General features: G+C 51.5%; 22 protein-coding genes and 1 pseudogene. 14 read left to right on the forward strand and 9 right to left on the reverse strand.

Annotation, left to right across the window (positions count from 1 at the left end):
- Nucleotides 1-38: 38 nt before the first annotated feature.
- From OGY06_RS08070 to OGY06_RS08105, 8 genes are all read left to right on the forward strand, one after another.
- On the forward strand, nucleotides 39-989 hold the full coding sequence (locus OGY06_RS08070) for a sugar-binding transcriptional regulator (protein WP_003831176.1): 951 nt from the start codon (nucleotides 39-41) through the stop codon (nucleotides 987-989).
- 338 nt (nucleotides 990-1,327) lie between these two features.
- Entirely contained in the window at nucleotides 1,328-2,848 is a 1,521-nt protein-coding gene (locus OGY06_RS08075) for an FGGY family carbohydrate kinase (protein ID WP_003831175.1), read from the forward strand.
- Between the two features lie 125 nt (nucleotides 2,849-2,973).
- The gene (locus tag OGY06_RS08080; RefSeq protein ID WP_286605046.1) at nucleotides 2,974-3,909 is read left to right on the forward strand and encodes a D-ribose ABC transporter substrate-binding protein; all 936 of its coding nucleotides are present in this window, start codon (nucleotides 2,974-2,976) and stop codon (nucleotides 3,907-3,909) included.
- A gap of 43 nt (nucleotides 3,910-3,952) precedes the next feature.
- Nucleotides 3,953-4,573, forward strand: coding sequence for a DUF2291 family protein (locus OGY06_RS08085; protein WP_286605048.1), 621 nt, complete (start codon nucleotides 3,953-3,955; stop codon nucleotides 4,571-4,573).
- Nucleotide 4,574: 1 nt separating this feature from the next.
- A complete protein-coding gene (locus OGY06_RS08090) occupies nucleotides 4,575-6,119 on the forward strand; it encodes a sugar ABC transporter ATP-binding protein (protein WP_286605050.1) in 1,545 nt (514 codons plus the stop codon).
- A 17-nt stretch (nucleotides 6,120-6,136) separates the two neighbouring features.
- Complete coding sequence (locus tag OGY06_RS08095) at nucleotides 6,137-7,204, forward strand: ABC transporter permease (RefSeq protein WP_286605052.1); 1,068 nt, start codon at nucleotides 6,137-6,139, stop codon at nucleotides 7,202-7,204.
- A 53-nt stretch (nucleotides 7,205-7,257) separates the two neighbouring features.
- Nucleotides 7,258-8,055 (forward strand): SDR family oxidoreductase, encoded by a 798-nt coding sequence (locus tag OGY06_RS08100; protein ID WP_003831170.1) that lies wholly within the window; start codon nucleotides 7,258-7,260, stop codon nucleotides 8,053-8,055.
- Nucleotides 8,056-8,090: 35 nt separating this feature from the next.
- Nucleotides 8,091-8,876, forward strand: coding sequence for an SDR family oxidoreductase (locus OGY06_RS08105; RefSeq protein WP_003831169.1), 786 nt, complete (start codon nucleotides 8,091-8,093; stop codon nucleotides 8,874-8,876).
- A gap of 42 nt (nucleotides 8,877-8,918) precedes the next feature.
- Here OGY06_RS08105 and OGY06_RS08110 read toward each other — a convergent pair whose 3' ends face one another.
- Complete coding sequence (locus tag OGY06_RS08110) at nucleotides 8,919-9,623, reverse strand: GNAT family N-acetyltransferase (protein WP_003831168.1); 705 nt, start codon at nucleotides 9,621-9,623, stop codon at nucleotides 8,919-8,921.
- 142 nt (nucleotides 9,624-9,765) lie between these two features.
- Here OGY06_RS08110 and OGY06_RS08115 point away from each other — a divergent pair, with 142 nt between their 5' ends.
- Both OGY06_RS08115 and OGY06_RS08120 read left to right on the forward strand, forming a co-directional pair.
- On the forward strand, nucleotides 9,766-10,884 hold the full coding sequence (locus OGY06_RS08115; RefSeq protein ID WP_193135141.1) for a YbdK family carboxylate-amine ligase: 1,119 nt from the start codon (nucleotides 9,766-9,768) through the stop codon (nucleotides 10,882-10,884).
- A gap of 67 nt (nucleotides 10,885-10,951) precedes the next feature.
- Nucleotides 10,952-11,200, forward strand: a complete 249-nt coding sequence (locus tag OGY06_RS08120) for a DUF1158 domain-containing protein (RefSeq protein WP_008784044.1) — start codon at nucleotides 10,952-10,954, stop codon at nucleotides 11,198-11,200.
- A gap of 22 nt (nucleotides 11,201-11,222) precedes the next feature.
- On the opposite strand, the gene OGY06_RS08125 is transcribed toward OGY06_RS08120, so the two are convergent.
- Nucleotides 11,223-11,564, reverse strand: coding sequence for a RamA family antibiotic efflux transcriptional regulator (locus tag OGY06_RS08125; RefSeq protein ID WP_003021996.1), 342 nt, complete (start codon nucleotides 11,562-11,564; stop codon nucleotides 11,223-11,225).
- A 17-nt stretch (nucleotides 11,565-11,581) separates the two neighbouring features.
- Nucleotides 11,582-12,694, reverse strand: a complete 1,113-nt coding sequence (locus OGY06_RS08130) for an MBL fold metallo-hydrolase (RefSeq protein WP_003831165.1) — start codon at nucleotides 12,692-12,694, stop codon at nucleotides 11,582-11,584.
- Between the two features lie 190 nt (nucleotides 12,695-12,884).
- Between OGY06_RS08130 and OGY06_RS08135 the strand changes: the two genes are divergently transcribed.
- The 4 genes from OGY06_RS08135 to OGY06_RS08150 all read left to right on the forward strand — a co-directional run bounded on the left by OGY06_RS08135 (nucleotide 12,885) and on the right by OGY06_RS08150 (nucleotide 15,917).
- The gene (locus OGY06_RS08135; protein ID WP_267387805.1) at nucleotides 12,885-13,466 is read left to right on the forward strand and encodes a TetR/AcrR family transcriptional regulator; all 582 of its coding nucleotides are present in this window, start codon (nucleotides 12,885-12,887) and stop codon (nucleotides 13,464-13,466) included.
- A complete protein-coding gene (locus OGY06_RS08140) occupies nucleotides 13,466-13,834 on the forward strand; it encodes an MmcQ/YjbR family DNA-binding protein (protein ID WP_008784040.1) in 369 nt (122 codons plus the stop codon). Before OGY06_RS08135 ends, OGY06_RS08140 begins: the two co-directional genes overlap by 1 nt.
- A gap of 119 nt (nucleotides 13,835-13,953) precedes the next feature.
- Nucleotides 13,954-14,607, forward strand: a complete 654-nt coding sequence (gene nfsB, locus OGY06_RS08145; RefSeq protein WP_003831162.1) for an oxygen-insensitive NAD(P)H nitroreductase — start codon at nucleotides 13,954-13,956, stop codon at nucleotides 14,605-14,607.
- Nucleotides 14,608-14,672: 65 nt separating this feature from the next.
- Nucleotides 14,673-15,917 carry a mechanosensitive ion channel family protein gene (locus OGY06_RS08150; protein ID WP_003831160.1) on the forward strand — a complete coding sequence of 415 codons (1,245 nt, stop codon included), beginning with the start codon at nucleotides 14,673-14,675 and terminating at the stop codon, nucleotides 15,915-15,917.
- Between the two features lie 3 nt (nucleotides 15,918-15,920).
- Here the strand turns inward: OGY06_RS08150 and OGY06_RS08155 are convergent, their stop codons facing one another.
- The 6 genes and pseudogenes from OGY06_RS08155 to OGY06_RS08180 all read right to left on the reverse strand — a co-directional run bounded on the left by OGY06_RS08155 (nucleotide 15,921) and on the right by OGY06_RS08180 (nucleotide 24,313).
- A complete protein-coding gene (locus OGY06_RS08155; protein ID WP_003831159.1) occupies nucleotides 15,921-16,901 on the reverse strand; it encodes a LacI family DNA-binding transcriptional regulator in 981 nt (326 codons plus the stop codon).
- Between the two features lie 77 nt (nucleotides 16,902-16,978).
- Nucleotides 16,979-18,130, reverse strand: coding sequence for a Gfo/Idh/MocA family protein (locus OGY06_RS08160; RefSeq protein WP_126955876.1), 1,152 nt, complete (start codon nucleotides 18,128-18,130; stop codon nucleotides 16,979-16,981).
- Nucleotides 18,127-19,155, reverse strand: coding sequence for a sugar phosphate isomerase/epimerase family protein (locus tag OGY06_RS08165; protein ID WP_063940739.1), 1,029 nt, complete (start codon nucleotides 19,153-19,155; stop codon nucleotides 18,127-18,129). Before OGY06_RS08165 ends, OGY06_RS08160 begins: the two co-directional genes overlap by 4 nt.
- A 15-nt stretch (nucleotides 19,156-19,170) precedes the next feature.
- Entirely contained in the window at nucleotides 19,171-20,412 is a 1,242-nt protein-coding gene (locus tag OGY06_RS08170; RefSeq protein WP_286605055.1) for an MFS transporter, read from the reverse strand.
- Nucleotides 20,413-20,592: 180 nt separating this feature from the next.
- Nucleotides 20,593-21,987: a phenylalanine transporter gene (pheP, locus tag OGY06_RS08175; protein ID WP_008784036.1), complete on the reverse strand. Its 1,395-nt coding sequence runs from the start codon at nucleotides 21,985-21,987 to the stop codon at nucleotides 20,593-20,595.
- Between the two features lie 128 nt (nucleotides 21,988-22,115).
- Nucleotides 22,116-24,313: pseudogene (locus OGY06_RS08180) on the reverse strand (TonB-dependent receptor).
- Nucleotides 24,314-24,330: the final 17 nt, after the last annotated feature.

A 24,330-nucleotide genomic window follows, 5' to 3' on the forward strand; every position in this document is an offset into this window, starting at 1 on the left:
AGATAATGGCGGTACGTAAATGATTTTCGAGGAAATATATGGCTAAGCAGGACGAACAACGGCTATTGGTTAAAATCGCTACCCTTTACTATCTTGAAGGACGCAAACAGTCCGATATTGCTCAACTTCTCTCGCTTTCTCAGTCGTTTATCTCCCGCGCCATCACCCGCTGTCAGAAAGAAGGGGTGGTGAAAATCAGCGTTGTCCAGCCCTCAAATATCTTCCTGAATCTTGAAAAAGGGATCGAGGAACGTTACGGCATTAAGCAGGCCATTGTGGTTGATACCGAAGAGGATGCCAGCGACCACACCATCAAACGCGCCATTGGTTCTGCCGCAGCCCACTATCTGGAAACCAGGCTGCGCCCCAAAGATCTGGTGGGCGTTTCCTCATGGAGTTCGACTATCCGAGCGATGGTGGATGAAGTCCATACGCAGAACCTGAAGGCCGGCGGCGTAATTCAATTGTTGGGCGGCGTGGGTCCCAACGGCAACGTACAGGCCACAATTCTGACGCAGACGCTGGCACAACATCTGAATTGTGAAGCCTGGCTGCTTCCTTCGCAGAGTATCGAAGGCTCGGTTGAAGAGAAAAACCGTCTCGTTGCCAGCAAAGATGTCGCCGATGTGATTTCACGCTTTGATAATGTAGACATCGCCATTGTTGGCGTCGGGATCCTCGAACCGTCCCAATTGCTGAAAACATCAGGCAACTACTACCACGAAGATATGTTGCAGGTACTGGCAGATCGCGGCGCGGTCGGAGACATTTGCCTGCATTACTACGACAACAAGGGCCAGCCGGTATTGCAAGATGACGAAGATCCAGTGATTGGCATGGCCCTGGACAAGGTAAAAAAATGCCCGAATGTCGTGGCGCTTGCTGGCGGTACAGACAAAGTCGCGGCAATTAAAGGGGCGTTGAACGGAGGTTATATCGACGTGCTCATTACCGACTATCCTACGGCCCGCATGCTGGTCACCTCCTGATCCTCAATTCGCTGATAGCCTTTGCACGAAAGATAAAAAGCAAAGGCTGTGACTAAAATCCATATATTTCAATAGACTGAATGGTTTCACCTCGCCTTAATTTACTCTTCTTTCTGTTATTGTCCCGTCTGTGTAAGTGTGATTCTCAGCACAATTGATGATTTTTTCTGTAGCCCAACGGAAAGATTGTGGCTAAGGTATTAAATAAATAATCACTATCGAATATATATTCAATAATTGAAAAACGATGTCACAGCCAGGCCTGATGTAGTAATGACGCGACAATGAGGGGGCTTTATCCTCCAAACCGGGACGCAATGTGACTCAGGAGATAATCTATGTGTGCAGCGAAGAAAGAGTTCATCATTGCGCTGGATGAAGGCACAACTAACGCCAAAGCGGTTGCGCTTGATGCACAGGGCAATGTGGTGGCAAAGTTTTCTCAGCCACTGGCGATTCAGACCCCTCGGGATGGCTGGGTTGAACAATCTGGCGAGGTGTTGATTGATGCTTCTATTGGTGTCATTGCCAAAGCTGTGAATCATGTTGGTGCTGAAAACGTAGCAGCACTGGCTATCAGTAATCAGCGTGAAACCGCCATAGGCTGGTATCGCCAGACTGGCAGACCGCTAAATTCCGCAATCACCTGGCAATGTACGCGCAGTGCGGCTTACTGCGAGGAACTGCGGCATGAAAATAAAGAACAACTAATAAAATCAACCACTGGTCTGCCAATCGCACCACTTTTCTCCGCATCAAAAATGCGCTGGCTACTGGAATCCGTGACCGATGGCCCACAGCTGGCTGCGCAGGGACAAATTTGCCTGGGAACGATCGACAGTTGGTTGCTATGGAATTTAACCGCTGGTGAAGCCTTCTGCTGTGACTATTCCAATGCCGCCCGCACACAGTTGCTAAACCTGCACTCTGGAGAGTGGGATGAAGCCATGCTGGCACTCTTCCACATTCCGCGCGCCGCCTTACCGGAAATAAAACCCTCCAGTGGATTATTTGGTCATACTCGTGGACTCAATGGCATCCCAGACGGCATTCCTGTGATGTCGATGGTGGGTGACTCACATGCCGCTCTGTTTGGCCATGCTCTTGGCGAAATGGGATGCGTTAAAGCAACTTACGGTACCGGGTCATCGGTGATGGCGCCGGTCAAATCAGCCCAATGTGATATTGACGCACTGGCTACCACCATCGCCTGGCACGATGGAAACAGCATCATATACGGACTGGAAGGCAATATCCCGCACACGGGTGATGCGGTGGCATGGATGGCAGACAGTACGGGTCTGAGCGAACTTTCGGATGCCGAACTGACCTACGAACTCAACACCCTTCCCGCCTCCGTTGATTCAACCCTCGGCGTTTATTTTGTGCCAGCACTGACCGGGCTTGGCGCACCGTGGTGGGATGATAGTGCCCGTGGAGTCATCTGCGGACTCAGTCGGGGAGTTAAACGAGCACATCTCATTCGTGCCGCACTTGAGTCGATTACCTATCAAATCGCCGATGTTGTAGTTGCCATGCAGCAGCACGATGATTTCAAGTTAACTGCATTAATGGTTGACGGTGGCCCCACCAAAAACGACTGGCTAATGCAATACCAGGCAGACTTGCTTGGTTATCCGGTTATGCGTAGCGATGTGCCAGAACTTTCCGCCATTGGCGCGGCATTACTGGCGCGTAAAGCGCTTTACCCTGGCTCACTGACTGATTTAAAAGCTTTTTTAACCGTACATAGCACATTTCAACCCGACATGGATCGCCATCATCGGTTGCAAAAAAGATGGCAGGAATGGCGCCATGCGGTAAACAGAACATTATGGAAACCGGCCCCGTCCGCCTGATGCCTCACCTGGGAAAACGCGCGACGTTATTTACCACATATACAGGAGGACACCGGACCATAAGAAATTCAAGCTTTACGTTGTTTCACCGTACCCGACAATAACAACACAGAGAGAACATTGTCATGAAATTACGTTTAACGCTGTTAACTGCTGCAACCCTGACTGCTTTGTCTTTTACTGCTCATGCAGCGGAAAAAGGGACAATCATGATTATGGTGAATTCACTGGATAACCCGTATTACGCCTCAGAAGCAAAAGGTGCCAGTGAAAAAGCCAAGGAACTGGGCTACAAAACCACAATTTTGTCGCACAGTGAAGATGTGAAAAAACAGAATGAATTGATTGATACGGCAATCGGCAAAAAAGTCCAGGGTATCGTTCTGGATAATGCAGATTCAACGGCCAGCGTCGCGGCAATTGAAAAAGCGAAAAAAGCTGGAATTCCCGTCATATTAATCAACCGTGAAATTCCCGTTGATGATATTGCACTGGTGCAAATTACCCACAATAACTTCCAGGCGGGTTCCGAAGTTGCAAATATTTTCGTCGAGAAGATGGGCGAAAAAGGTAAATATGCTGAACTGACGTGTAACCTTGCGGATAATAATTGTGTTACGCGCTCCAAATCCTTCCACCAGGTTATTGATCAGTTCCCGGATATGGTTAGTGTCGCCAGACAGGATGCCAAAGGTACGCTTATCGACGGTAAACGTATTATGGACAGCATCCTACAGGCCCACCCGGACGTGAAAGGTATCATCTGCGGTAACGGTCCTGTTGCACTGGGCGCTATTGCTGCATTAAAAGCGGCGAACCGCAGCGACGTGGTAGTGGTCGGTATCGACGGCAGCAACGACGAACGTGATGCGGTGAAAGCAGGCACTCTACAGGCAACCGTCATGCTCCAGGCTCAGGCTATCGCAGCACAAGGGGTTACCGATCTGGATAACTACCTGCAAAAAGGCATAAAACCCGAAAAGCAACGCGTCATGTTCCGCGGAATTCTTATCACTAAAGAAAACGCAGATAAAGTGCAGGATTTCAATATCAAGTCCTGATCCCGGGTTGTTGCGCCTCTCAGGAGGCGCAGAGGAGAACATTATGTCTAAAAAAGCCTGGCTTGCGCTGGCCTTGTTGACCGTGGGCGGATGCCGCATCGTCTCGCAGCAGGAACTTGCGGACCTCAAGTCGCCACCGAATCCACACATGGCCAATATTGATCAAACGTGGCAAAACAAAATTGTTCCGCAAATTGTCGGGCAGGCTCGTCCGGCGGCCGATTTATTAATGGCCTTGCATGCTGAAAAAGATTTTGATAGCGCCTGTAAAAATCTCGGCTACCGTTCTCAGGAAGAGAATCCCTGCATCTTTTACGTACAAGTAGAAGGAAAAATTAGCAATCTTGATACCGCCTCTCGTAGTGGAAAAATGACTATCGCCGATAAAAGCGGCAACAGCATTATTGTGCAGATTGGTCCGACGCTGCGCGGCACACAATTACGCGATGCCTTTAAAGGCACAAGTTATAGTGATTTCAATGACCAGGTATTATTTGGTGAATATGGTCGAGGAATTAACGAACAAGCAATAAAGATGATCCAATCTGCGCAGCTTAAAACCGGAGAATCAGTACACGTTTATGGTGTTTTTTCTGAGTGGGAGATACCAAAATCCATCCCGGTTATTACACCAGCGAAAATTGAATCTGTAGGAGGACAATAACATGCAGCAGCAAGATATCGTCACTCCTCATTCCGTCGAATCTGAAGTTATTGTCGAAACACACGATTTATCGCGTGTTTACCCTGGGGTAGTGGCATTAGATAGCGTCAACTACCGGGTATATCGGAATAAAGTAAACGTGCTGATCGGAGAAAATGGTGCGGGTAAGTCCACCATGATGAAAATGCTTGCTGGTGTCGAAAGTCCCTCTTCCGGACAAATTATTATGGATGGCATACCCGTCACATTAAATTCGACCCATCAGGCCGAAAAACTGGGTATCAGCATTATTTTTCAGGAGTTGAATTTATTCCCAAACATGAATGTCATGGATAATATTTTCATGGCTAACGAGTTCTTTCAAAAAGGGAAAATCAACGAAAAATACCAATACGCACTAGCAAAATCCTTACTGGAAAGACTCGAGCTGGATGTTGATCCGTATACACCTCTGGAGGAACTAGGGATCGGTCATCAGCAACTGGTCGAAATTGCTCGTGCGCTCTCCAAAGATACCCGCGTTTTAATCATGGATGAACCAACCTCCGCACTCAGCCAGTCTGAGGTGAAAGTGTTGTTTAACGTCATTGAGCAACTTAAACGGCGCGGTGTCACCATCATCTATATATCTCACCGTCTGGAAGAGTTGATGGAAATTGGTGATTACATCACGATTTTCCGCGACGGTCGTTTTATCAGCGAACGCCCAGTCAATGATGCCAGTATTCCGTGGATCATTGAACAAATGGTGGGTGACAAGAAAAAACATTTTGATTATCAACCCGCACCAAAAGGTGAAACGGTTCTATCCGTACAGGGTCTCACAGCCCTTCATCCGAGCGGCGGCTATAAGCTTAATGACGTGACGTTTAGCCTCAGTAAAGGCGAAGTCATCGGAATCTATGGTCTGCTGGGCGCTGGACGCACGGAACTGTTCAAAGGTCTGGTGGGACTTATGCCCTGCCAGAGTGGGAGCGTGCAGCTTAACGGCGAATGCATTGATAAAGCCCATTTTCAGTCACGTCTTAAAAAGGGGCTGGCGTTGGTGCCTGAAGACCGTCAGGGCGAAGGCGTTGTTCAGATGATGTCGATTCAGTCCAACATGACGCTGTCTGACTTCAGCCTGCAAGGCTTTCGCCGTGCCTGGAAATGGCTGAACCCGCACAAAGAGCAGTCCAGTGTGAAGGCAATGATCCAGCAACTGGCTATCAAAGTGAGCGATCCCGAACTGCCTATCACCTCATTAAGCGGCGGTAATCAGCAAAAAGTGGTGCTGGGTAAGGCATTGATGACGCAACCGCAGGTGGTTTTCCTTGATGAGCCCACCCGAGGCATTGATGTGGGTGCGAAAACCGACGTGTATCACCTTATTGGCAAAATGGCGCAGCAAGGGCTGGCGGTGATGTTCTCTTCATCAGAGCTGGACGAAGTGATGGCGCTGGCGGACCGCATTCTGGTGATGGCCGATGGCCGAATCACCGCTGATGTCCCCCGTCATGCGGTTACCCGCGAGACATTAATCGCGGCTTCTACACCTCAAGATTAATCAGGCTGGAATCCATCATGAACCAGAAATATATGATTTATATGTACCTCCTGAAGGCCAGAACGTTTATCGCACTGCTGCTGGTTATCGCATTCTTTAGCGTGATGGTACCTAATTTCCTGACCACCTCTAACCTGTTGATCATGACCCAGCACGTCGCCATCACGGGCTTACTGGCAATAGGTATGACGCTGGTGATACTCACTGGCGGTATCGATCTGTCCGTCGGGGCGGTAGCGGGTATTTGCGGCATGGTTGCAGGCGCCTTGCTTACCAACGGTCTGCCCATCTGGGGTGGCAACATCATCTTCTTCAACGTACCAGAGGTCATAATCTGTGTTGCCCTCTTCGGCGTTGTCGTTGGTTTTGTCAACGGTGCCGTCATCACGCGTTTCGGCGTTGCGCCGTTTATCTGTACGCTCGGCATGATGTACGTTGCCAGAGGATCTGCTCTTCTGTTTAACGACGGCAGCACTTACCCAAATCTTAACGGCATGGACGCGCTGGGCAATACCGGTTTTGCCACGCTGGGTTCAGGTACTTTGTTGGGGATTTATCTCCCTATCTGGCTGATGATTGCCTTCCTGCTGCTGGGCTACTGGGTAACCACCAAAACCCCACTTGGCCGCTATATCTACGCGATTGGAGGGAACGAGTCCGCCGCACGTCTGGCGGGTGTCCCTATCGTAAAAGCGAAGATCTTTGTGTACTCCTTTTCCGGCCTGTGTGCCGCTTTTGTTGGGCTGATTGTGGCTTCACAACTGCAAACCGCACATCCGATGACCGGCAATATGTTTGAGATGGATGCCATTGGCGCAACTGTGCTGGGCGGAACTGCGCTCGCGGGAGGACGCGGACGCGTCTCCGGCTCCATTATCGGTGCCTTCGTAATTGTCTTCCTCGCCGATGGCATGGTGATGATGGGCGTCAGCGACTTCTGGCAGATGGTTATCAAAGGTGTGGTTATCGTCACCGCCGTTGTTGTCGATCAGTTCCAGCAAAAACTGCAGAACAAAGTCATTCTTATGCGTCGCCATGAAGAAAAGTTGGCGGCAGCACCTTCAGTAAATACCGTATCCAGTTAAGCAGCAACATTCTGCCGGGCATCTTTTGCCCGGCCTATACAGGGGATAAAAATATGCAACGTGATTTTCATGGTAAGACAATTGTCATCACTGGTGCTTGTCGAGGGATTGGCGCAGGTATCGCCGAACGTTTTGCCCGCGACGGCGCAAACCTGGTGATGGTATCTAATGCAGAGCGCGTCCACGAAACAGCGGAACAGCTTCGTCAGCGCTATCAGGCAGATATTTTATCTTTGCAGGTGGATGTCACCAATGAGGCGCAGGTGCAATCTCTGTACGAGCAGGCCGCAGCGCGCTTCGGCACCATTGATGTCTCGATTCAAAACGCGGGTGTTATCACCATCGACTATTTCGACCGCATGCCGAAAGCCGATTTCGAAAAAGTCCTCGCCGTAAATACCACTGGCGTATGGCTCTGCTGTCGGGAAGCAGCAAAATATATGGTTAAGCAAAACCAGGGCTGTCTGATTAATACCTCTTCCGGTCAGGGACGCCAGGGTTTCATCTATACCCCACACTACGCCGCCAGCAAGATGGGCGTAATTGGTATTACGCAAAGCCTGGCGCATGAGTTGGCACCGTGGAATATCACCGTCAACGCCTTTTGCCCAGGGATAATCGAAAGCGAAATGTGGGATTACAACGATCGTGTCTGGGGCGAAATTCTCAGCACAGATGAAAAACGCTATGGCAAAGGTGAACTGATGGCGGAATGGGTTAAAGGCATCCCCATGAAACGCGCGGGCAAACCTGAGGATGTCGCCGGACTGGTCGCTTTTCTCGCCTCTGACGATGCGCGTTATCTCACCGGACAAACCATCAACATCGATGGCGGCCTGATTATGTCTTAATGCCCACCAGGGTATCTGTTAAGAGAGTCATCACTATGATTACAAAAGATTTTGCTCAACAACTGTTTAATCTTGAGGGGCGCGTCGCTTTCGTTACTGGCGCAGGTAGCGGCATCGGTCAGACTATCGCCTGCGCACTTGCCAGCGCGGGCGCGCACGTGATCTGTTTTGATTTGCGCGAAGACGGCGGGCTGAACGCGACCGTTGATGCTATCACCGCTATTGGCGCCCAGGCTGCGCTCTATACGGGCGATGTCCGCCAGCTTAGCGACCTTCGCGCCGCGGTAGCCCTGGCGAAGGAACGCTTTGGTCGTCTGGATATTGCGGTCAATGCCGCAGGCATTGCCAACGCCAACCCTGCGCTGGAAATGGAAAGCGAGCAGTGGCAGCGCGTTATCGACATTAACCTCACTGGCGTGTGGAATTCCTGTAAAGCCGAAGCCGAGCTGATGCTGGAATCCGGTGGTGGCTCGATTATTAACATCGCATCCATGTCCGGGATTATTGTTAACCGAGGCCTTGAACAAGCCCATTACAATAGCGCTAAGGCGGGGGTGATTCATCTGTCGAAAAGCCTGGCGATGGAGTGGATTGGAAAAGGAATACGCGTGAACTCCATCAGCCCGGGATATACCGCCACGCCGATGAATACTCGACCGGAAATGGTTCATCAGACGCGGGAGTTTGAAAGCCAGACGCCAATTCAGCGCATGGCAAAAGTGGAAGAGATGGCGGGCCCGGCACTCTTTCTGGCCAGCGATGCCGCTTCATTTTGCACCGGTGTAGACCTGGTTGTAGATGGCGGATTTATCTGTTGGTAAACAGCAATACGCCCGCAGCCATTGTTAGCTGCGGGCGTTAATTTATTCGCGGCTACAGGCAGCCAGCGTTTTTCGTTGCCGCCCGTGTTCATCAAAGTTCTCTGCGGCCAACCAGCGCTGTAACACGGCGTCACACTGGGGCCATTCGCTATCAATCATTGATAACCAGTCGCTATCGCGATTACGCCCCTTGCGCACAATCTTCTGGCGAAAGCGACCTTCGAAGATAAACCCAAGGCGTTCCGCTGCCCGTCGAGAAGCGGTGTTCAGAGAATCGCATTTCCACTCCACGCGACGATAGCCCAACGCAAATGCCTGGCGCAGCAGCAGCCAGATGCTTTCGGTGCCAAGAACCGTATTTTTCATACGCGGTGACCAGGTCACATGACCAATTTCGACCGAACCGTGCTCTCGTTCAATCGCCATAAAACACACCAGTCCGACAGCTCGTCCTGAACGCTGTTCAATGACGGCATAGGGAACCAGAGATGCATCAGTAACTTTCCCCTGCACCCAGCAAGCTGCGGCCTCAACGCTTGTGGGGCGAGAGCTTGCAAGCCAGGTCCAGTCGCGATCGTCCAGCGCCTGCGCGTAGGCATCAAACAGATCGGCGGCATGGCTGTCGGCATCCAGGGGAACCAGTCGACAATATTGCCCTATCAGCGTTTCCCGTGGCAGTACGGCAGCGCCATTCCAGTCCGGCACGACATCGCCGACGGTCTGCCCATAAAGATTTATTTCCGGCACGATTCAACCCCAGTAGCGAAGTAAAAAATAGTTATAACACCGGCCATTACACCTTCAAAGCGTCGCAAGGGTGATTTTGACGACGAACAGAAAATCAGCAGTCCTTCTATACTGATTAAAAATCAACGCGGAAGAGAGCCTTATGCCACTACCCGATTTTCATGTTTCCGACCCTTTTACGTTAGGCATTGAACTGGAAATGCAGGTGGTCAATCCGCCAGGTTACGACCTGAGTCAGGACTCCTCCCGGCTGATTGATGCCGTCAAACCGCAGCTCTCCACCGGAGAAGTGAAGCACGATATCACCGAAAGTATGCTGGAGATGGCGACCGGAGTTTGCCGAAATATCGACCATGCTGATGCTGAATTGTCCGCTATGCAGCAGATAATTATGCGAGTTGCTGCAGAGCATCACCTCGCCATTTGTGGCGGTGGCACACATCCATTTCAAAAATGGCAACGTCAGGAAGTCTGCGATGACGAACGCTATCGGCGCAACCTGGAAAATTTTGGCTATCTTATCCAGCAAGCGACGGTATTCGGCCAACATGTGCATATCGGCTGCGCAAACGGCGATGATGCCATTTACCTGCTACACGGCCTGTCGCGATTTGTCCCCCATTTTATTGCGCTCTCGGCCGCCTCACCTTATATGCAGACGTCCGACACGCGGTTTGCCTGCGCGCGCCTGAATATTTTCTCCGGATTTCCCGATAATGGCCCGATGCCATGGGTGAATAACTGGCAGGAATTCGAGGGGCTATTCCGTCGACTGGCTTACACCAGCATGATTGATAGCATTAAAGATTTACACTGGGATATCCGCCCCAGCCCGCACTTTGGCACGGTAGAGGTTCGGGTAATGGATACGCCGCTGACCCTTGATCATGCGGTCAATATGGCGGGACTTATTCAGGCTACCGCCCACTGGTTACTCACCAAACGCCCGTTCAAACACCATGAGCGTGATTACCTGTTGTATAAATTCAATCGTTTTCAGGCCTGTCGCTTTGGTATGGCGGGAATCGTCACCGACGTCAATACCGGCGACGGCTGCCGCCTGTCAGAAGACACATTGCGATTACTGGAGAATATCGCTACCTCTGCGGGTAAAGTGGGCGCAACCAGCGCGATTGAAGCTATACATCTGCAGGTTAAAAATGGTCATGATGAAGCACAAAACATGCGTGACTTTGTCGCCGAAGGCGGGTCACTGAGTGGCCTGGTGAAAAAGCATTGTGAGATTTGGGCGGGGTTGTAAGCGTGGGTATTTGCGTTGCCCGCTGAGATCCCGGACAATAGCTTTTTAACTCAAGTTTAACAATGTCATGAAACACCCGCTTGAATCACTGATGACTGTCGCAGGGATCCTGCTACTGGCTTTTTTGTCTTGCCTGCTGCTGCCCGCCCCCTCGCTTGGCCTGGTGCTGGCGCAAAAACTCGTCGCCATTTTTCATCTGATGGATCTCAATCAGTTTTATACTTTGCTGTTTTGCCTGTGGTTTTTACTGCTAGGCGTGATTGAATATTTGGTGCTGCGCTTCATCTGGCGGCGCTGGTTCTCGCTGGCGGATTAGGCCCGCGAGAACCCCTCTGCTGTTAATGCGTTCGGCTATGATTTTCTTTGCGATAAGCTCCCGGCGGCTGGCTGAACGTACGGGTGAAAATACGCGTAAAGGTCTGCTGCGAATCGAATCCGTATTTCAAACAGATGTCGTACACTTTCTGGTCGGTATCGCGTAGATCGCGCGCCGCCAGCAGCAGCTTGCGCTCGCGGATGTAACGCCCAAGACTTTCGCCTTTGTACTGCATAAAAAGACGCTGCAGGTGCCATTTGGAATATCCCGCATGGCGTGCAATATCATCAATGCGCAATGGCTGATTCAAATTATCATCAATCCATTCAACAATCGTATCAATTACCTGAGCAGAAATCGTCATCATGCTCTCCCCTGTATTCATTGAGTCACCTGTTGCCACCAGGCCGTAAACGGTTGGTCCGGTTCGGACAGTATTACCGGTTCACCCAGCATTGGCGTCAGCAGTCGGTAATCCTGATGACGGCTGGCAAGCGCCAGTCGTTTGTATGGATCATCCCAGGTATGTTTCGCCAGAACGAAACGGCCGGCATGCCCTGGCAACACAGCCTTCGCATGTAGATCTGCCGCAGCCTGCGCCGTCTCTTCCGGCATCATGTGAATAAACTTCCAGTCCTGGTCATACTGACCGTTCTCCATAATCGCCAAATCGACAGAGCCAAACTGCTCGCCGATGGCTTTAAAATGCGGTCCATAGCCGGAATCGCCGCTGTAATAAACGTTCTGCTCCGGCGTTTCGAACATGAAGCTCGCCCATAGCGTTTGGTTGCGTTTGATACCGCGTCCCGAGAAATGACGAGCAGGCAGCACATGAACGATCAGCGAATCCGTCACTCTGACGGACTGATTCCAGTCCCGTTCTTCGATTATCTCGCTGCGCATCCCCCAATAACGCAGATGCGATCCCACGCCAAGCGGCGTAATCACCCGCTTAATTTTCGGCATTAACGCCTTAAGGGTGGCAAGATCCAGATGGTCATAGTGATCGTGCGAGATAATGAGCAGGTCTATCTCCGGCATCGTCTGTGCGGTCCACGGATAATCACCGGCAAAGGCCTTGTTCAGGAACGAGAACGGTGCGGCATAATTGCTGAACACCGGATCAATCAGGATTCGTTGACCTGCCAGCTGTAAATACCACGAAGAATGGCCCAGCCAGACCAGGGTATCCTGCTGCGGCGAAAGCCCGGCGAGATCGGTCGCGACCATAGGTAACGGTTGTGCTGGTCGTGCATTTTCACGCTTAGCGACCAGAAACTCCCACCAGGCCGCCAGCATGCCTTTGTTGCCGGTATAGCCCGGTGTCGGCACCTGGTTATGAAACTGTCCATCACGATAGTGAGGTGACTGTTCAACCTGACTCAGTTGTGCCCCTTGCGGTGCCTGACCAAACCCGGCATTGAGTACAAACGGTAAACTTGCAGCTGCGGCAATAAGCATAATAACAACCACACAAACTGTGAGACGCTTCATATCCTGACCTTAAACGCGCCCCCTTTCCGCTGGTTTGCGCGACTGACTCTTGATTATGAGTGAGTAAGCACTCATTATAGAAATCGAAAGTTCTCCGTCAAGATGATTTTCAATCTTTGACATTCGCCGTTGCGGCGCAGCAGACGCCGTGATTCAATCATGTTTTTTACAGAATTAAGGGTAAAGTGTAGTGGCTCGTCCGAAGAGTGAAGACAAAAAACTGGCATTACTGGAAGCTGCAACCACAGCATTTGCACAATCAGGTGTTGCGGCTTCGACCGCCGTGATAGCCCGTAATGCAGGGGTTGCGGAGGGAACGTTGTTTCGCTATTTCGCGACCAAAGATGATTTGATCAACGAGCTTTACCTCTTTTTGAAGCAAGACCTTTGTCAGTCGATGATGGCAAATCTCGATCGCTCAGTGACCGATGCCAAAACCATGACTCACTACATCTGGAACAGCTACATTAGCTGGGGCCTGAACCACACCTGCGGGCATCGCACGATTCGTCAGTTGGCGGTCAGCGAGAAAATAAGTAAAGAAACCGAACAACAGGCTGACGATATGTTCCCGGAACTGCGCGATCTTTGTCATCGTTCCGTACGACCCGAGTTTATGTCTGACGAATATCGCGCCTTTGGCGACGCATTGTTTCTTTCTCTGGCGGAAACCACCATGGAGTTCGCCGCCCGCGATACTGCCCGCGCAAATGACTATATTTCGATGGGATTTGAAGCCATGTGGCGCGCACTGACCCGCGAGGAACAATAATGGACGGCCAGACCCTACCTGCCTGTGCGAAACGCCTTGCGCTTGAACTGCCTTTTACCGAACACTGCTGGCCGTTTGGCCCGGAATACGATGTCTTCAAGGTTGGCGGTAAAATTTTTATGCTGGTCACGGAGCTTCGCGGACGGCCGCTTATTAACCTGAAATCCGATCCGCAAAAATCACTGTTAAACCAGCAGATCTATCCCAGCATTAAGCCCGGCTATCACATGAATAAAAAGCACTGGATCTCGGTCTATCCTGGTGACGATATTACCGAGTCATTACTGGCAGAGCTGGTGAATGATTCCTGGCACCGCGTCGTCGACGGCTTGCCGAAGCGGGATCAAAAACGCCTGCGTCCAGGTTGATTTATCGCTAACCCCGATAAGTGTTTTTGTATTTTCCTGTCTTATCTTTTTCCTGCTAACCCTGTACCCTGCTGAAACAAAACGCACCCGCAGGGTATGGAAAATCACCAGGAGTAGTTATGGATATTGTTTCTGTCGCCTTAAAACGTTACTCCACTAAGGCATTCGATCCGAATAAAAAACTGACCGCTGAGCAGGCCGAAAAATTAAAAACGCTGCTGCAGTTTAGCCCGTCCAGCACCAACTCTCAGCCATGGCACTTTATTGTCGCCAGCACTGACGAAGGTAAGGCGCGTGTGGCTAAATCCGCAGCCGGCGGCTTTGTATTCAACGAACGTAAAATGCTGGATGCTTCCCACGTCGTGGTGTTCTGCGCCAAAACGGCGATGGACGATGCGTGGCTGGAACGCGTGGTGGATCAAGAAGAAAGCGATGGTCGTTTCGCCACACCTGAAGCGAAAGCCGCAAACCACAAAGGCCGCACTTTCTTTGCCGACATGCATCGCAAAGAACTGAAAGATGACAACCACTGGATGGCAAAACAGGTGTACCTGAACGTCGGTAACTTCCTGCTGGGCGTTGCGGCGATGGGTCTGGATGCTGTGCCGATCGAAGGCTTTGATTCAGCAGTCATGGATGCAGAATTTGGCCTGAAAGAAAAAGGTTTCACCAGCGTAGTGGTGGTTCCTGTGGGTCATCACAGCGTAGAAGATTTCAACGCCGCGCTGCCGAAATCTCGTCTGCCGCTGGAAACGACGCTGACGGAAGTCTAATCCTCCGCATTTGCATAAGCTCCGCACAGCGGTCATCATAGACCGCTGTTTATTAAGGAGACATTATGCAGGAATTGATATCTCAGGTAGAAGAACTCGGCATTGAAATAAATCACACCACCTCGCTGGTGATGATTTTTGGCATTATTTTTATCACCGCCATTATTGTTCACGTTATTTTGCACTGGGTGGTACTACGCGCATTTGAAAAGCGCGCCAACGCCAGCTCCCGCCTGTGGCTACAAATCATCACGCAGAACAAGTTATTTCACCGGCTGGCATTCACCCTGCAGGGTATCATTGTCAATATACAGGCCGCACTCTGGCTACAGAAAGGCAGCGAAGCCGCAGAAATATTAGTAACCTGCGCACAGCTGTGGATCATGATGTACGCCCTGCTGTCACTGTTTTCTCTGCTGGACGTTATTCTCAATCTGTCACAAAAACTCCCTGCTGCGTCGCAACTGCCGCTAAAAGGCATATTCCAGGGCATCAAGCTAATCAGCGCAATCCTCGTCGGAATATTGATGATTTCCCTGCTGATTGGCCAGTCACCGGCAATACTGATAAGCGGTTTGGGTGCAATGGCCGCCGTGTTAATGCTGGTGTTTAAAGACCCTATTCTCGGTCTGGTGGCCGGAATACAGCTCTCCGCCAACGATATGTTAAAGCTTGGCGACTGGCTGGAAATGCCGAAATACGGCGCAGACGGTGCTGTTATCGATATTGGCTTAACCACCGTCAAAGTGCGCAACTGGGATAACACCATCACCACGATCCCAACCTGGTCGCTGGTATCAGACTCTTTTAAAAACTGGAGCGGAATGTCGGCTTCGGGTGGTCGGCGAATTAAACGCAGCATCAGCATTGATGCCACCAGTATCCATTTTCTTGATGAGGATGAGCGTCAGCGGTTGCATAAAGCCCACCTGCTGAAACCGTATTTAACCACACGTCACCAGGAAATCAGCGAGTGGAATCAGCAATTAGATGCGCCTGAATCGGTATTGAATCACCGCAGGATGACGAACATTGGCACCTTTCGCGCTTATCTGAACGAGTATTTGCGTCATCATCCGCGTATTCGCAAAGATATGACATTAATGGTGCGCCAGCTTGCGCCAGACGATCATGGTTTACCGATTGAAATTTATGCCTTTACCAATACGGTGGTCTGGCTGGAATATGAAAGTATTCAGGCTGATATCTTCGACCATATATTTGCCGTAGTCGAAGAGTTTGGCTTGCGCATTCATCAGTCGCCTACCGGAAACGATATTCGTGCGCTGTCTGGCGCGTTTCAGCGATAAAGCTCAGGTACTGGCGCGTGAAATATAGCGCCAGTCCATCATCACCCTTTCCGTCTGCGCGTCAGGATTTTCTATTTTATTCAGCAACAATCCTACCGCTTTGCGGCCTATATCCCGTGAGGGCTGCTCAATGGTCGAAAGCTGTGGAGAAACCATTTCTGCCAGTTCCGTACCGTCGAAACCAACAACGGCGATATCCTGCGGGATCTGTAATCCGGCATCGAAAATAGCGCGCATCGCACCAGCGGCTAGCGTGTCCGATACGGCAAACACCGCGTCGGGTTTCACCTCTGCGGCAAGTAGTGTTTTCATCGCCGCAATTCCTGCACTGGAACTTAATTCACTGGCATATTCCACAGCCTGATATTCAAGCGACAATGCATGCAGCGCCGCTTTATAGCCGCGTTCGCGCAAACGAGCATATTTATAACTCAGGTCATGATTGATTAAGGCAATTCGTCGGTAGCCCTTATCCACCAGGTGAGATATCACCGACTGTGCGGCGTCAACATCGTTAATCCCCACGCAGGAAACCGCGCCTTTGTCAGCATATTCCGCGCACTGAACCCAGGGCGCATCGCCAATCAGCGTAGTCAGTTCCGGTAATTTTGAGAATGCATCCATGGTGATAATGCCATCGACGATTTTCCCCGACAGGAGCTTCAACGCCGATTTTGAGCGGGCTGTATCCGAGCCGGAATTACACAGCAAAATGCGATAGCCATTCTTCTCCGCCTCCTCTTCAATGCCTTTAACAACCTCTGCACAAAAAGGGTTGGCAATGTTGGAAACCATCACCAAAATCATCGAACTACGTGCCGTACGCAGCTGACGCGCCAGCAGGTTGGGCTGATAATTGCTTTCTTTAATAGCCTGTAGCACGCGCTCGCGATTTTTGGCTTTGACGGTATCACTGTGATTCAGCACACGCGATACCGTCGCCACCGACACACCGGCAAGCTGGGCGATTTTTTGAATAGACATAACGACGACACATCCTGCGGTTTACGCTTTGCGTTGAGGCTACCATAAAATCGCCGACTGGCGAACCGGATGCGTGTTTAGCGCTGTACTGATATCCAACGCTGCTGCTGATGGCTTTTTATAATTGCATCAATGATATACATCACATCCGCACCATCAGAAAAAGACGCAAATCGACGCTCTGCCGTCGCGGGCATTTTGCCTGCCAACACAGCCTGATAAAACTGCTGCATCATATTCTTGAACGCATCCGGCCAGCCCTCAATATGCCCGCCCGGAAAGTGCGCACTGGCAGCTACATCAGCATTCATCAATCCAGGGTCGTCCGTCAGGATCTGGTTCGCCTGCTGACGGTGCCCGACCCAAAGCTGTTGCGGCGTTTCCTGATCCCAGTGCAGTGAACAGTGGCTACCGTTAATTTCAAAGCTCAGGTGATTCTTGCGCCCTGCACTCACCTGCGAAACGCTAAAGCAGCCTTTGCTGCCATCATCAAAACGTACTAGCACCGATCCACGATCTTCCGTCGTAACCGCTTTATCCTCAAATTGCACATCAGCCGTTTGCTGGCCAAACGTAGCGTTACTGGCAATGCTGGCTTTACGTACCGGCCAGACGATAGCCAAATCGGCCATCACCTCGACAATACGTTTTCCAGTCACGAATTGCACCGTATCACACCAGTGCGAACCGATATCCGCTACCGCCCGCGAATCCCCACCCTGTGCGGCATCGACCCGCCAGTTGTAGTCAGTCTCCAGCAGCATCCAGTCCTGCAAATAGCTCCCCTGAACGGCAAACAGACGGCCCACGCTGCCGCTTCTGACCATACTGGCCGCCTGCTGCACCATTGCAAACTGGCGATAGACAAAGCTCACGCCGTGCACCACTCCCGCCTGCTGTGCCAGCGTTTCCAGTTCACGAGCCTCATCCGGCGTCATACACAGCGGCTTTTCTGAAAACACGTGCAGGCCCGCGCGTAAAATCTGCCGATTGATGTCGGCATGCAGATGATTCGGCGTACAGTTATGCACTACCCGCAGTCCGGGATGCGCCAGCAGCGCCTCAACGCTGCCGTACGCATGAGGAATATGAAGAGCATCTGCGCGTTCCTGGGCAACCGCCAGCGAGCTATCACAGAGCGCCACCACGTTCACACCGCCGAGTCGACGCAATGCCTCAATATGTGCAGGCCCAATAAATCCGCTGCCAATAATGCCAACCTGTATCATTTGCGTACCTCATCGCCAGCGGCGAAATCATCAAATGCGCGTGCAGAAACCGGAATAATATGGCGGCGTATAAAATCGCTCCCTTCACTCGCCCCGGTTTGCGCGTCTTTCAGGCAACACTCCCATTCCAGCACCGCCCAGCCAGGGAAATCATATTGTGTGAGCTTGCTGAAGATCGTTTTAAAATCAACCTGCCCGTCCCCAAGGGAACGGAAACGCCCGGCGCGATCGAGCCACGGCTGATAACCGCCATAGACACCGCTGCGGCTACTGGCGTGGTACTCAGCGTCCTTGACGTGGAAAGCTTTAATACGCGAGTGGTAGACATCGATAAACCCAAGGTAATCCATCTGCTGCAATAACAGATGGCTCGGGTCATAGAGAATGTTGCAGCGAGGATGATTATCAACCAGTGCCAGAAAACGCTCGAACGTCACGCCATCGTGCAGATCTTCGCCGGGATGGATCTCGAAGCAAACATCCACTCCATGATGATCAAAGCGATCGAGAATCGGTCTCCAGCGACGCGCCAGCTCCAGAAAAGCCTCTTCAAAGCGCTGACGATTATGCGGTGGCCACGGGTAAAAGAAAGGCCATGCGAGCGAACCTGAAAACGTGGCATGTGCCGTCAGCCCCAGTCTTTGTGAAGCCGCAGCGGCCTGGTGTAAGGTTTCGATGGCCCACGCCTGTCTGGCCTGCGGATTAGCGCGTACAGACGGCGGAGCAAATCCGTCAAAAGCGTCATCATAAGCCGGATGGACGGCAACCAGTTGACCTTCAAGATGGGTAGATAATTCGCTAATCACTAACCCATGCCCGGCCAGCATTCCGCGAATATCATCACAATAGGCCTGACTTACAGCAGCTTGTTCGACATCAAACAGCGACTTGTGATTACACGGGATTTGTAATGCCTTATAGCCCAGCTCCGCCGCCCATTTTGCCACGCCCTCCAGGGTGTTAAATGGCGAGCGATCCCCGATAAATTGCGCCAGAAAAATGCCAGGTCCCTTGATGGTTTTCATAACCCCTCCTGAAAATTACGCCTGCTCTTTGTCGTCATACTTGAAAGAGAAAAGGAAAATCACGGCAATCACTGCGGCAGCTACTGCCGGGATCCACCAGAATGTGGTCCACGCCTGAGGCACGGTTTGCCCCGCCACCAGCCGGTTGTAAAGTGCGCCTGAAATTTGCGAGCCAAGCAGCATACCGATCCCATAGGTAAACATGACGATCATGCTTTGCGCCTGACCTTTTACTTTTTCCCCGGCGATACGATCGGTGTAAATAAAGCCGACCACGAAGAAGAAGTCGTAGCACACGCCGTGCAGCAGAATGCCGAGATACAGCAGGAATCGGCCCTCTTCGCTGATGCCGAGGGCAAAGAAGGCATAACGCACGAACCAGGCGCACATCCCGATTAACAGCATGTATTTCACGCCCAAACGTCTGAACAGGAACGGGATCACCAGCATGAAGAATATTTCAGACATCTGACCAAACGACATCGCCGTACTGACGTCGCCGACGCCCGCATCAGCAAGAAACGACGCGGTATACGCGTAATAGGTTCCCAACGGTACAGAGATAAGCGTCGCGCAGAGCGAGAAGACAAAAAAGTGACGGACCTTGAGTAAGGCAAAAGCATCCGCACAAAACAGATCACGAACTTTCACCGGCAGTCCTTTCGCCGGTGCAGGCGTGTTGGGCAGCGTCAGGCTGTAGAGCGCCAGAATCACAGAGATAATCGCCGCCAGCGTAAAGATGTCGGTGGTGTCCGAAATTCCGGTTACACCGATAAAGATCCCCGCGACAATCCAGCCAATGGTGCCAAACACCCGTACCACAGGGAAGGTTTTGTCCTTATCCGACAGGCTATGAAAAGCAATATTGTTGGTAAGCGCCAGCGTTGGCATGTAGCACAACGTGTAGCCAAACAGCAGACCAATCAACAGTGCACCGTTTTGCGCCATCAATGCCTGCGGAACAAACCACAGGATTGCCGCGCCAGCAAGGTGCATCACCGCCATCACCTTTTGCGAGGCAAAAAAGCGGTCTACCAGCATCCCTAAGACGAATGGCGACAGAATAGAGGCAATGGGCCCGGCTGAAAACGCATCGCCAATCAACAGCGACATGTTGTGCTGGCTCATCACCAGCCCCAGCGTGACGGACCAACTTCCCCAGATAAAGAACTGTAAGAACATCATTAGCGACAGCCGGGGCACCAGCAGCCGGTACTGTACGCTCTGTTTTCCACTACTTTCGGTTGTTGACACCATTTTTTGCCCCACCCTTAAAAAGTAATCGATTACAAAATAGATTCAATAGAAAAGTAATCGATTACAAAATAAAGATCCTGTCAGCAGCAACAAAATTGCGAGAACGGTCACGATAAACGTTGAGTGAGGATCCGATCCCATCCTGACGATGGGATCGGTAATAACAAGATCGGTAGAAACTTAGCGGGACTTACGACGCAGCAGTTTGAAGGCAACAAACAGGAACAGGATCCACACTGGCAGCAGGATAGCTGACAGGCGCATCTCATCCATCGTACACATCAGCACCAGAATCATGCCAAGGAAAGCAATACACAGGTAGTTCCCTGCCGGATATAGCAGCGCTTTAAACTGCGTGTCACGTCCCTTACGACGCATCGCCGCGCGGAATCGCAGATGTGCCAGGCAGATCATAATCCAGTTCAGCAGCAGCGTCGCCACCACCAGCGCCATCAGTAGGCTAAAGGCCTTTTGCGGCAGCACATAGTTGATGAGTACCACCAGCGACGTAATCGCACCGGAAAGGATCAGTGAGTTCACCGGTACGCCGCGACGGCTGACGCGGGTTAAGAACTTCGGCGCGTTCCCCTGAACCGAGAGACCAAATAGCATACGGCTGTTAGAGTAGACGCCACTGTTATACACCGACAGCGAAGCCACCAGGATGACAAAGTTCAACGCAGAAGCCACCACGTTGCTGTCAAGATTATGGAAAATCATCACGAACGGGCTGCTATTGGATTTCACTTCCACCCACGGGTACAGCGCCAACAGCACCACCAGAGAACCGATGTAAAACAGCAGAATACGGTACACCACCTGGTTTACCGCTTTCGGAATGCTTTTTTGCGGATCCTGCGCTTCTGCGGCAGTAATTCCGATAAGCTCCAGCCCGCCAAAGGAGAACATAATCACCGCCAGCGACAGAATTAATCCGTTCCAGCCGGTAGCAAAAAAGCCGTTGTAACGCCACAGGTTATCGATGCTTGCATGTTCCCCGCCGTTACCGGAAAACAGCATCCACACACCAAAACCAATCATGCCGATAATAGCCAGCACTTTAATCAGCGCGAACCAGAATTCCGTTTCGCCATACAGGCGTACGTTGACCAAATTGACGGCGTTGATGATCACGAAGAATGCCGCGGCCCAAATCCAGGTCGGGACATCGGGCAGCCAGTACTGCATATAGATCCCGGCCGCTGTCAGTTCCGCCATGCCGACCAGCACAAACATCACCCAGTAGTTCCAGCCGGAGAGAAAACCCGCGAACGGTCCCCAGTATTTATAGGCAAAATGGGCAAAGGATCCGGAAACGGGTTCTTCCACTACCATTTCGCCCAGTTGACGCATAATCAAAAAAGCGATGATCCCGGCAACACCGTAACCCAGTAACACCGCAGGTCCCGCCATCTGAATCGCCGGGCCAATGCCCAAAAACAGGCCGGTACCAATTGCACCGCCCAGTGCAATTAACTGAATATGGCGGTTTTGCAACCCCCGCTGAAGCGTCGGCTCATTCGTTGACGCGGCATCAGACACGCTGGTGTCAGATGCAGTTGACGCGTTTTTCACGCCCTTCCCCTGTGTCGTTTTTATTGAAGGGGCTTCTTTTAACATTTCAACCAGGTTGTCGCAAGGCGCAATAATCGATTGGATGCGCCGGGCTTCCTTGCCCAACGCACCGAGGCTCGGGAGAAAAATCAGAAGTCGTAACTGACGGAAACCTTCAGCGTGCGCGGCTCACCCTGGAACAGATAAGTCCCGGTATCATCAATACCTGACCAATAATTCTCGTTGGTGATGTTATCGACCCCTGCGCGCAAAATCATCTGATTCTGGTTTTGATTGAGTGACATACGGTAACGCACACCTAAATCCAGTGTGGTAAAACTGTCGAGTTTCTTGGTATTTGCCGCGTTGGCATATTGAGCACCAGAATGGTTCAGCCGCGCCGTCGCGGTGAGTCCTTCAACAGGTTTAATATCATATTCAGCACCCAGCACCGCATAGAAGTCCGGTACGCCGATTGCCGTCTTACCGTCGTTGACACCGTTTTGATTTTTACTGAGCGTCGCATCCAGCCACGTTGCACTGGCATTCAGCCGCAGTCCTAACATCGGCTCACCAAAAACATTCAGCTCCACACCACGGTTACGCTGCTCGCCGTTGATTGCGTAATACCGGGTCTGGCTATCCAACTGGGCGACCGGCATTTTGATTTCAAACAGCGCCAGTGAACCGCCTACACGTCCAAAGTCTGTTTTGACCCCAACCTCATTCTGTTTTGCATGGATGATTCCGGTGCTTTGACCGTAGTTCACTGCACTGCTTGGCGCGGTGCTGCCTGGCTGTAACGATTCGGTATGGTTCGCGTATAGGGAGAGTTCCTGCCACGGCTTGTATACAACACCGTACGTCGGCATCCAGCGGCTGTCGTCAAAACTGTTCTTAACGTTTTCAGCGCCAGTTTCTTTGTTGTAATCACGCACCACGACCTTTTGGTGGCGCGCGCCGACGGTAAACAGAAGCTGATCATCAAGCACACCCAACGTATCGCTGAGTAGCCACCCCTGACTACGCGTACGCCCGCTGGTTAGCGGATCGCTATAGTTGCCTCCCGTCGCCGTCACCGCCGGTTTTGGTACATTCTGCGTATCGTAGATATTGACGTCCGGGCGCGCGGCACGTGACCCCATGCGCCAGGCGATTTTGTCTTCTTTAGTGACGGCGGAATAACCTACATTAACCTTATGCGACACAAAACCCGTATCAAAATTCCCGCGCAGTCCTGCCATCCCGCTGAACGCATCAATAATACGATTGGTATCTAAGCGTCCGGCTTTCGCATCACCGGCCTGGTTGTATATTTCCGGAGCGCTGTACAAGCCAATCTCATGCGCGTGCTGCGCACCTAAACCGGCATAAGCGGTCCAGTTCTCGGTCAGATCATATTCCGTGCGCGCCATACCGAACTCATTTTCAATATCGCTATAACCCCATCTCTGGCTATAGTTGTGCGTATTTTTCGGCAGATCGGGGACAAATGGCACATAGTAGACATTGATCCCCATGTTGCCACCGTGAAACGTCTTTTTCTGGTACCCGACGTCTAATGAACTGCGGAAACGGTCGCCACGGTAATCCAGTCCCAGTGATGCCAGCGTGGTACGACGTTTATCGTCGTCAACCGCCCCCACCCCTTCACGATGCAACAGGTTCACACGGGCACCGAACTGGTTATTGTCACCAAAACGGCGTCCGGCATCGAGCGACGTTCCCACCTGTGAGTCACTGGTGTAATCCATACCGAGGCGTGCGATCGGCGTATCGTCTGCATGCTTGGGTTCAAGATTAATCATTCCGCCAACGCCGCTACCGGCAGCGCCATTGAGTAATCCATTCGCGCCTTTAAAGATTTCAACACGATCGATCATCTGCGTATCCACCACCTGACGCGGCAGCACACCAGATAATCCACCAAAGGTCATATCATCGCCGTCAAGTTTCAGACCGCGAATACGGTATGTCTCTGCATAGTTACCGTAGCCTTGTACCGCCTGCACGCTCGCGTCATTGGCGACAACATCGGCAACGGTCTTAGCTTGCTGATCTTCGACCAGTTTTGAGGTGTAGCTTATAACGTTAAATGGTACATCCATGGCATTTTGCTGACCAAGCATCCCCAGCCTGCCGCCATTAGCAACCTGACCGTCGAGAAAAGCGGGCAGTAACGTATCTCCACCGGGTTTAAAATCACTTCTCTCTGCGGCCTGCACCACAATGGTCTCTTCTGCTTCCGTGGGGTCTCAGCAGCATTCACCGTGCCGGAAAGCGCGCCAATAGTTGCGGCCAGCACAGTTTTTCTCATTAAGAGTGCGTATGTTTTAGTGTTGTCCATAGCCATGCCATTAAAAG

The sequence above is a fragment of the Citrobacter sp. Cpo147 genome (genome assembly GCF_030332405.1).
In the GTDB taxonomy this organism is placed as follows: Bacteria; Pseudomonadota; Gammaproteobacteria; order Enterobacterales; family Enterobacteriaceae; genus Citrobacter; species Citrobacter portucalensis.

Bases quoted from the DNA above. Each gene is read 5' to 3' on its own strand.
- OGY06_RS08150 (WP_003831160.1), top strand. From the start codon at position 14,673: ATGCAGGAATTGATATCTCAGGTAGAAGAACTCGGCATTGAAATAAAT.
- OGY06_RS08155 (WP_003831159.1), bottom strand. From the start codon at position 16,901: ATGTCTATTCAAAAAATCGCCCAGCTTGCCGGTGTGTCGGTGGCGACG.
- nfsB (WP_003831162.1), top strand. From the start codon at position 13,954: ATGGATATTGTTTCTGTCGCCTTAAAACGTTACTCCACTAAGGCATTC.
- OGY06_RS08105 (WP_003831169.1), top strand. From the start codon at position 8,091: ATGATTACAAAAGATTTTGCTCAACAACTGTTTAATCTTGAGGGGCGC.
- OGY06_RS08120 (WP_008784044.1), top strand. From the start codon at position 10,952: ATGAAACACCCGCTTGAATCACTGATGACTGTCGCAGGGATCCTGCTA.
- OGY06_RS08140 (WP_008784040.1), top strand. From the start codon at position 13,466: ATGGACGGCCAGACCCTACCTGCCTGTGCGAAACGCCTTGCGCTTGAA.
- OGY06_RS08090 (WP_286605050.1), top strand. From the start codon at position 4,575: ATGCAGCAGCAAGATATCGTCACTCCTCATTCCGTCGAATCTGAAGTT.
- OGY06_RS08100 (WP_003831170.1), top strand. From the start codon at position 7,258: ATGCAACGTGATTTTCATGGTAAGACAATTGTCATCACTGGTGCTTGT.
- OGY06_RS08070 (WP_003831176.1), top strand. From the start codon at position 39: ATGGCTAAGCAGGACGAACAACGGCTATTGGTTAAAATCGCTACCCTT.
- OGY06_RS08115 (WP_193135141.1), top strand. From the start codon at position 9,766: ATGCCACTACCCGATTTTCATGTTTCCGACCCTTTTACGTTAGGCATT.
- OGY06_RS08075 (WP_003831175.1), top strand. From the start codon at position 1,328: ATGTGTGCAGCGAAGAAAGAGTTCATCATTGCGCTGGATGAAGGCACA.
- OGY06_RS08130 (WP_003831165.1), bottom strand. From the start codon at position 12,694: ATGAAGCGTCTCACAGTTTGTGTGGTTGTTATTATGCTTATTGCCGCA.
- OGY06_RS08160 (WP_126955876.1), bottom strand. From the start codon at position 18,130: ATGATACAGGTTGGCATTATTGGCAGCGGATTTATTGGGCCTGCACAT.
- OGY06_RS08165 (WP_063940739.1), bottom strand. From the start codon at position 19,155: ATGAAAACCATCAAGGGACCTGGCATTTTTCTGGCGCAATTTATCGGG.
- OGY06_RS08125 (WP_003021996.1), bottom strand. From the start codon at position 11,564: ATGACGATTTCTGCTCAGGTAATTGATACGATTGTTGAATGGATTGAT.
- OGY06_RS08085 (WP_286605048.1), top strand. From the start codon at position 3,953: ATGTCTAAAAAAGCCTGGCTTGCGCTGGCCTTGTTGACCGTGGGCGGA.
- OGY06_RS08095 (WP_286605052.1), top strand. From the start codon at position 6,137: ATGAACCAGAAATATATGATTTATATGTACCTCCTGAAGGCCAGAACG.
- OGY06_RS08170 (WP_286605055.1), bottom strand. From the start codon at position 20,412: ATGGTGTCAACAACCGAAAGTAGTGGAAAACAGAGCGTACAGTACCGG.
- OGY06_RS08080 (WP_286605046.1), top strand. From the start codon at position 2,974: ATGAAATTACGTTTAACGCTGTTAACTGCTGCAACCCTGACTGCTTTG.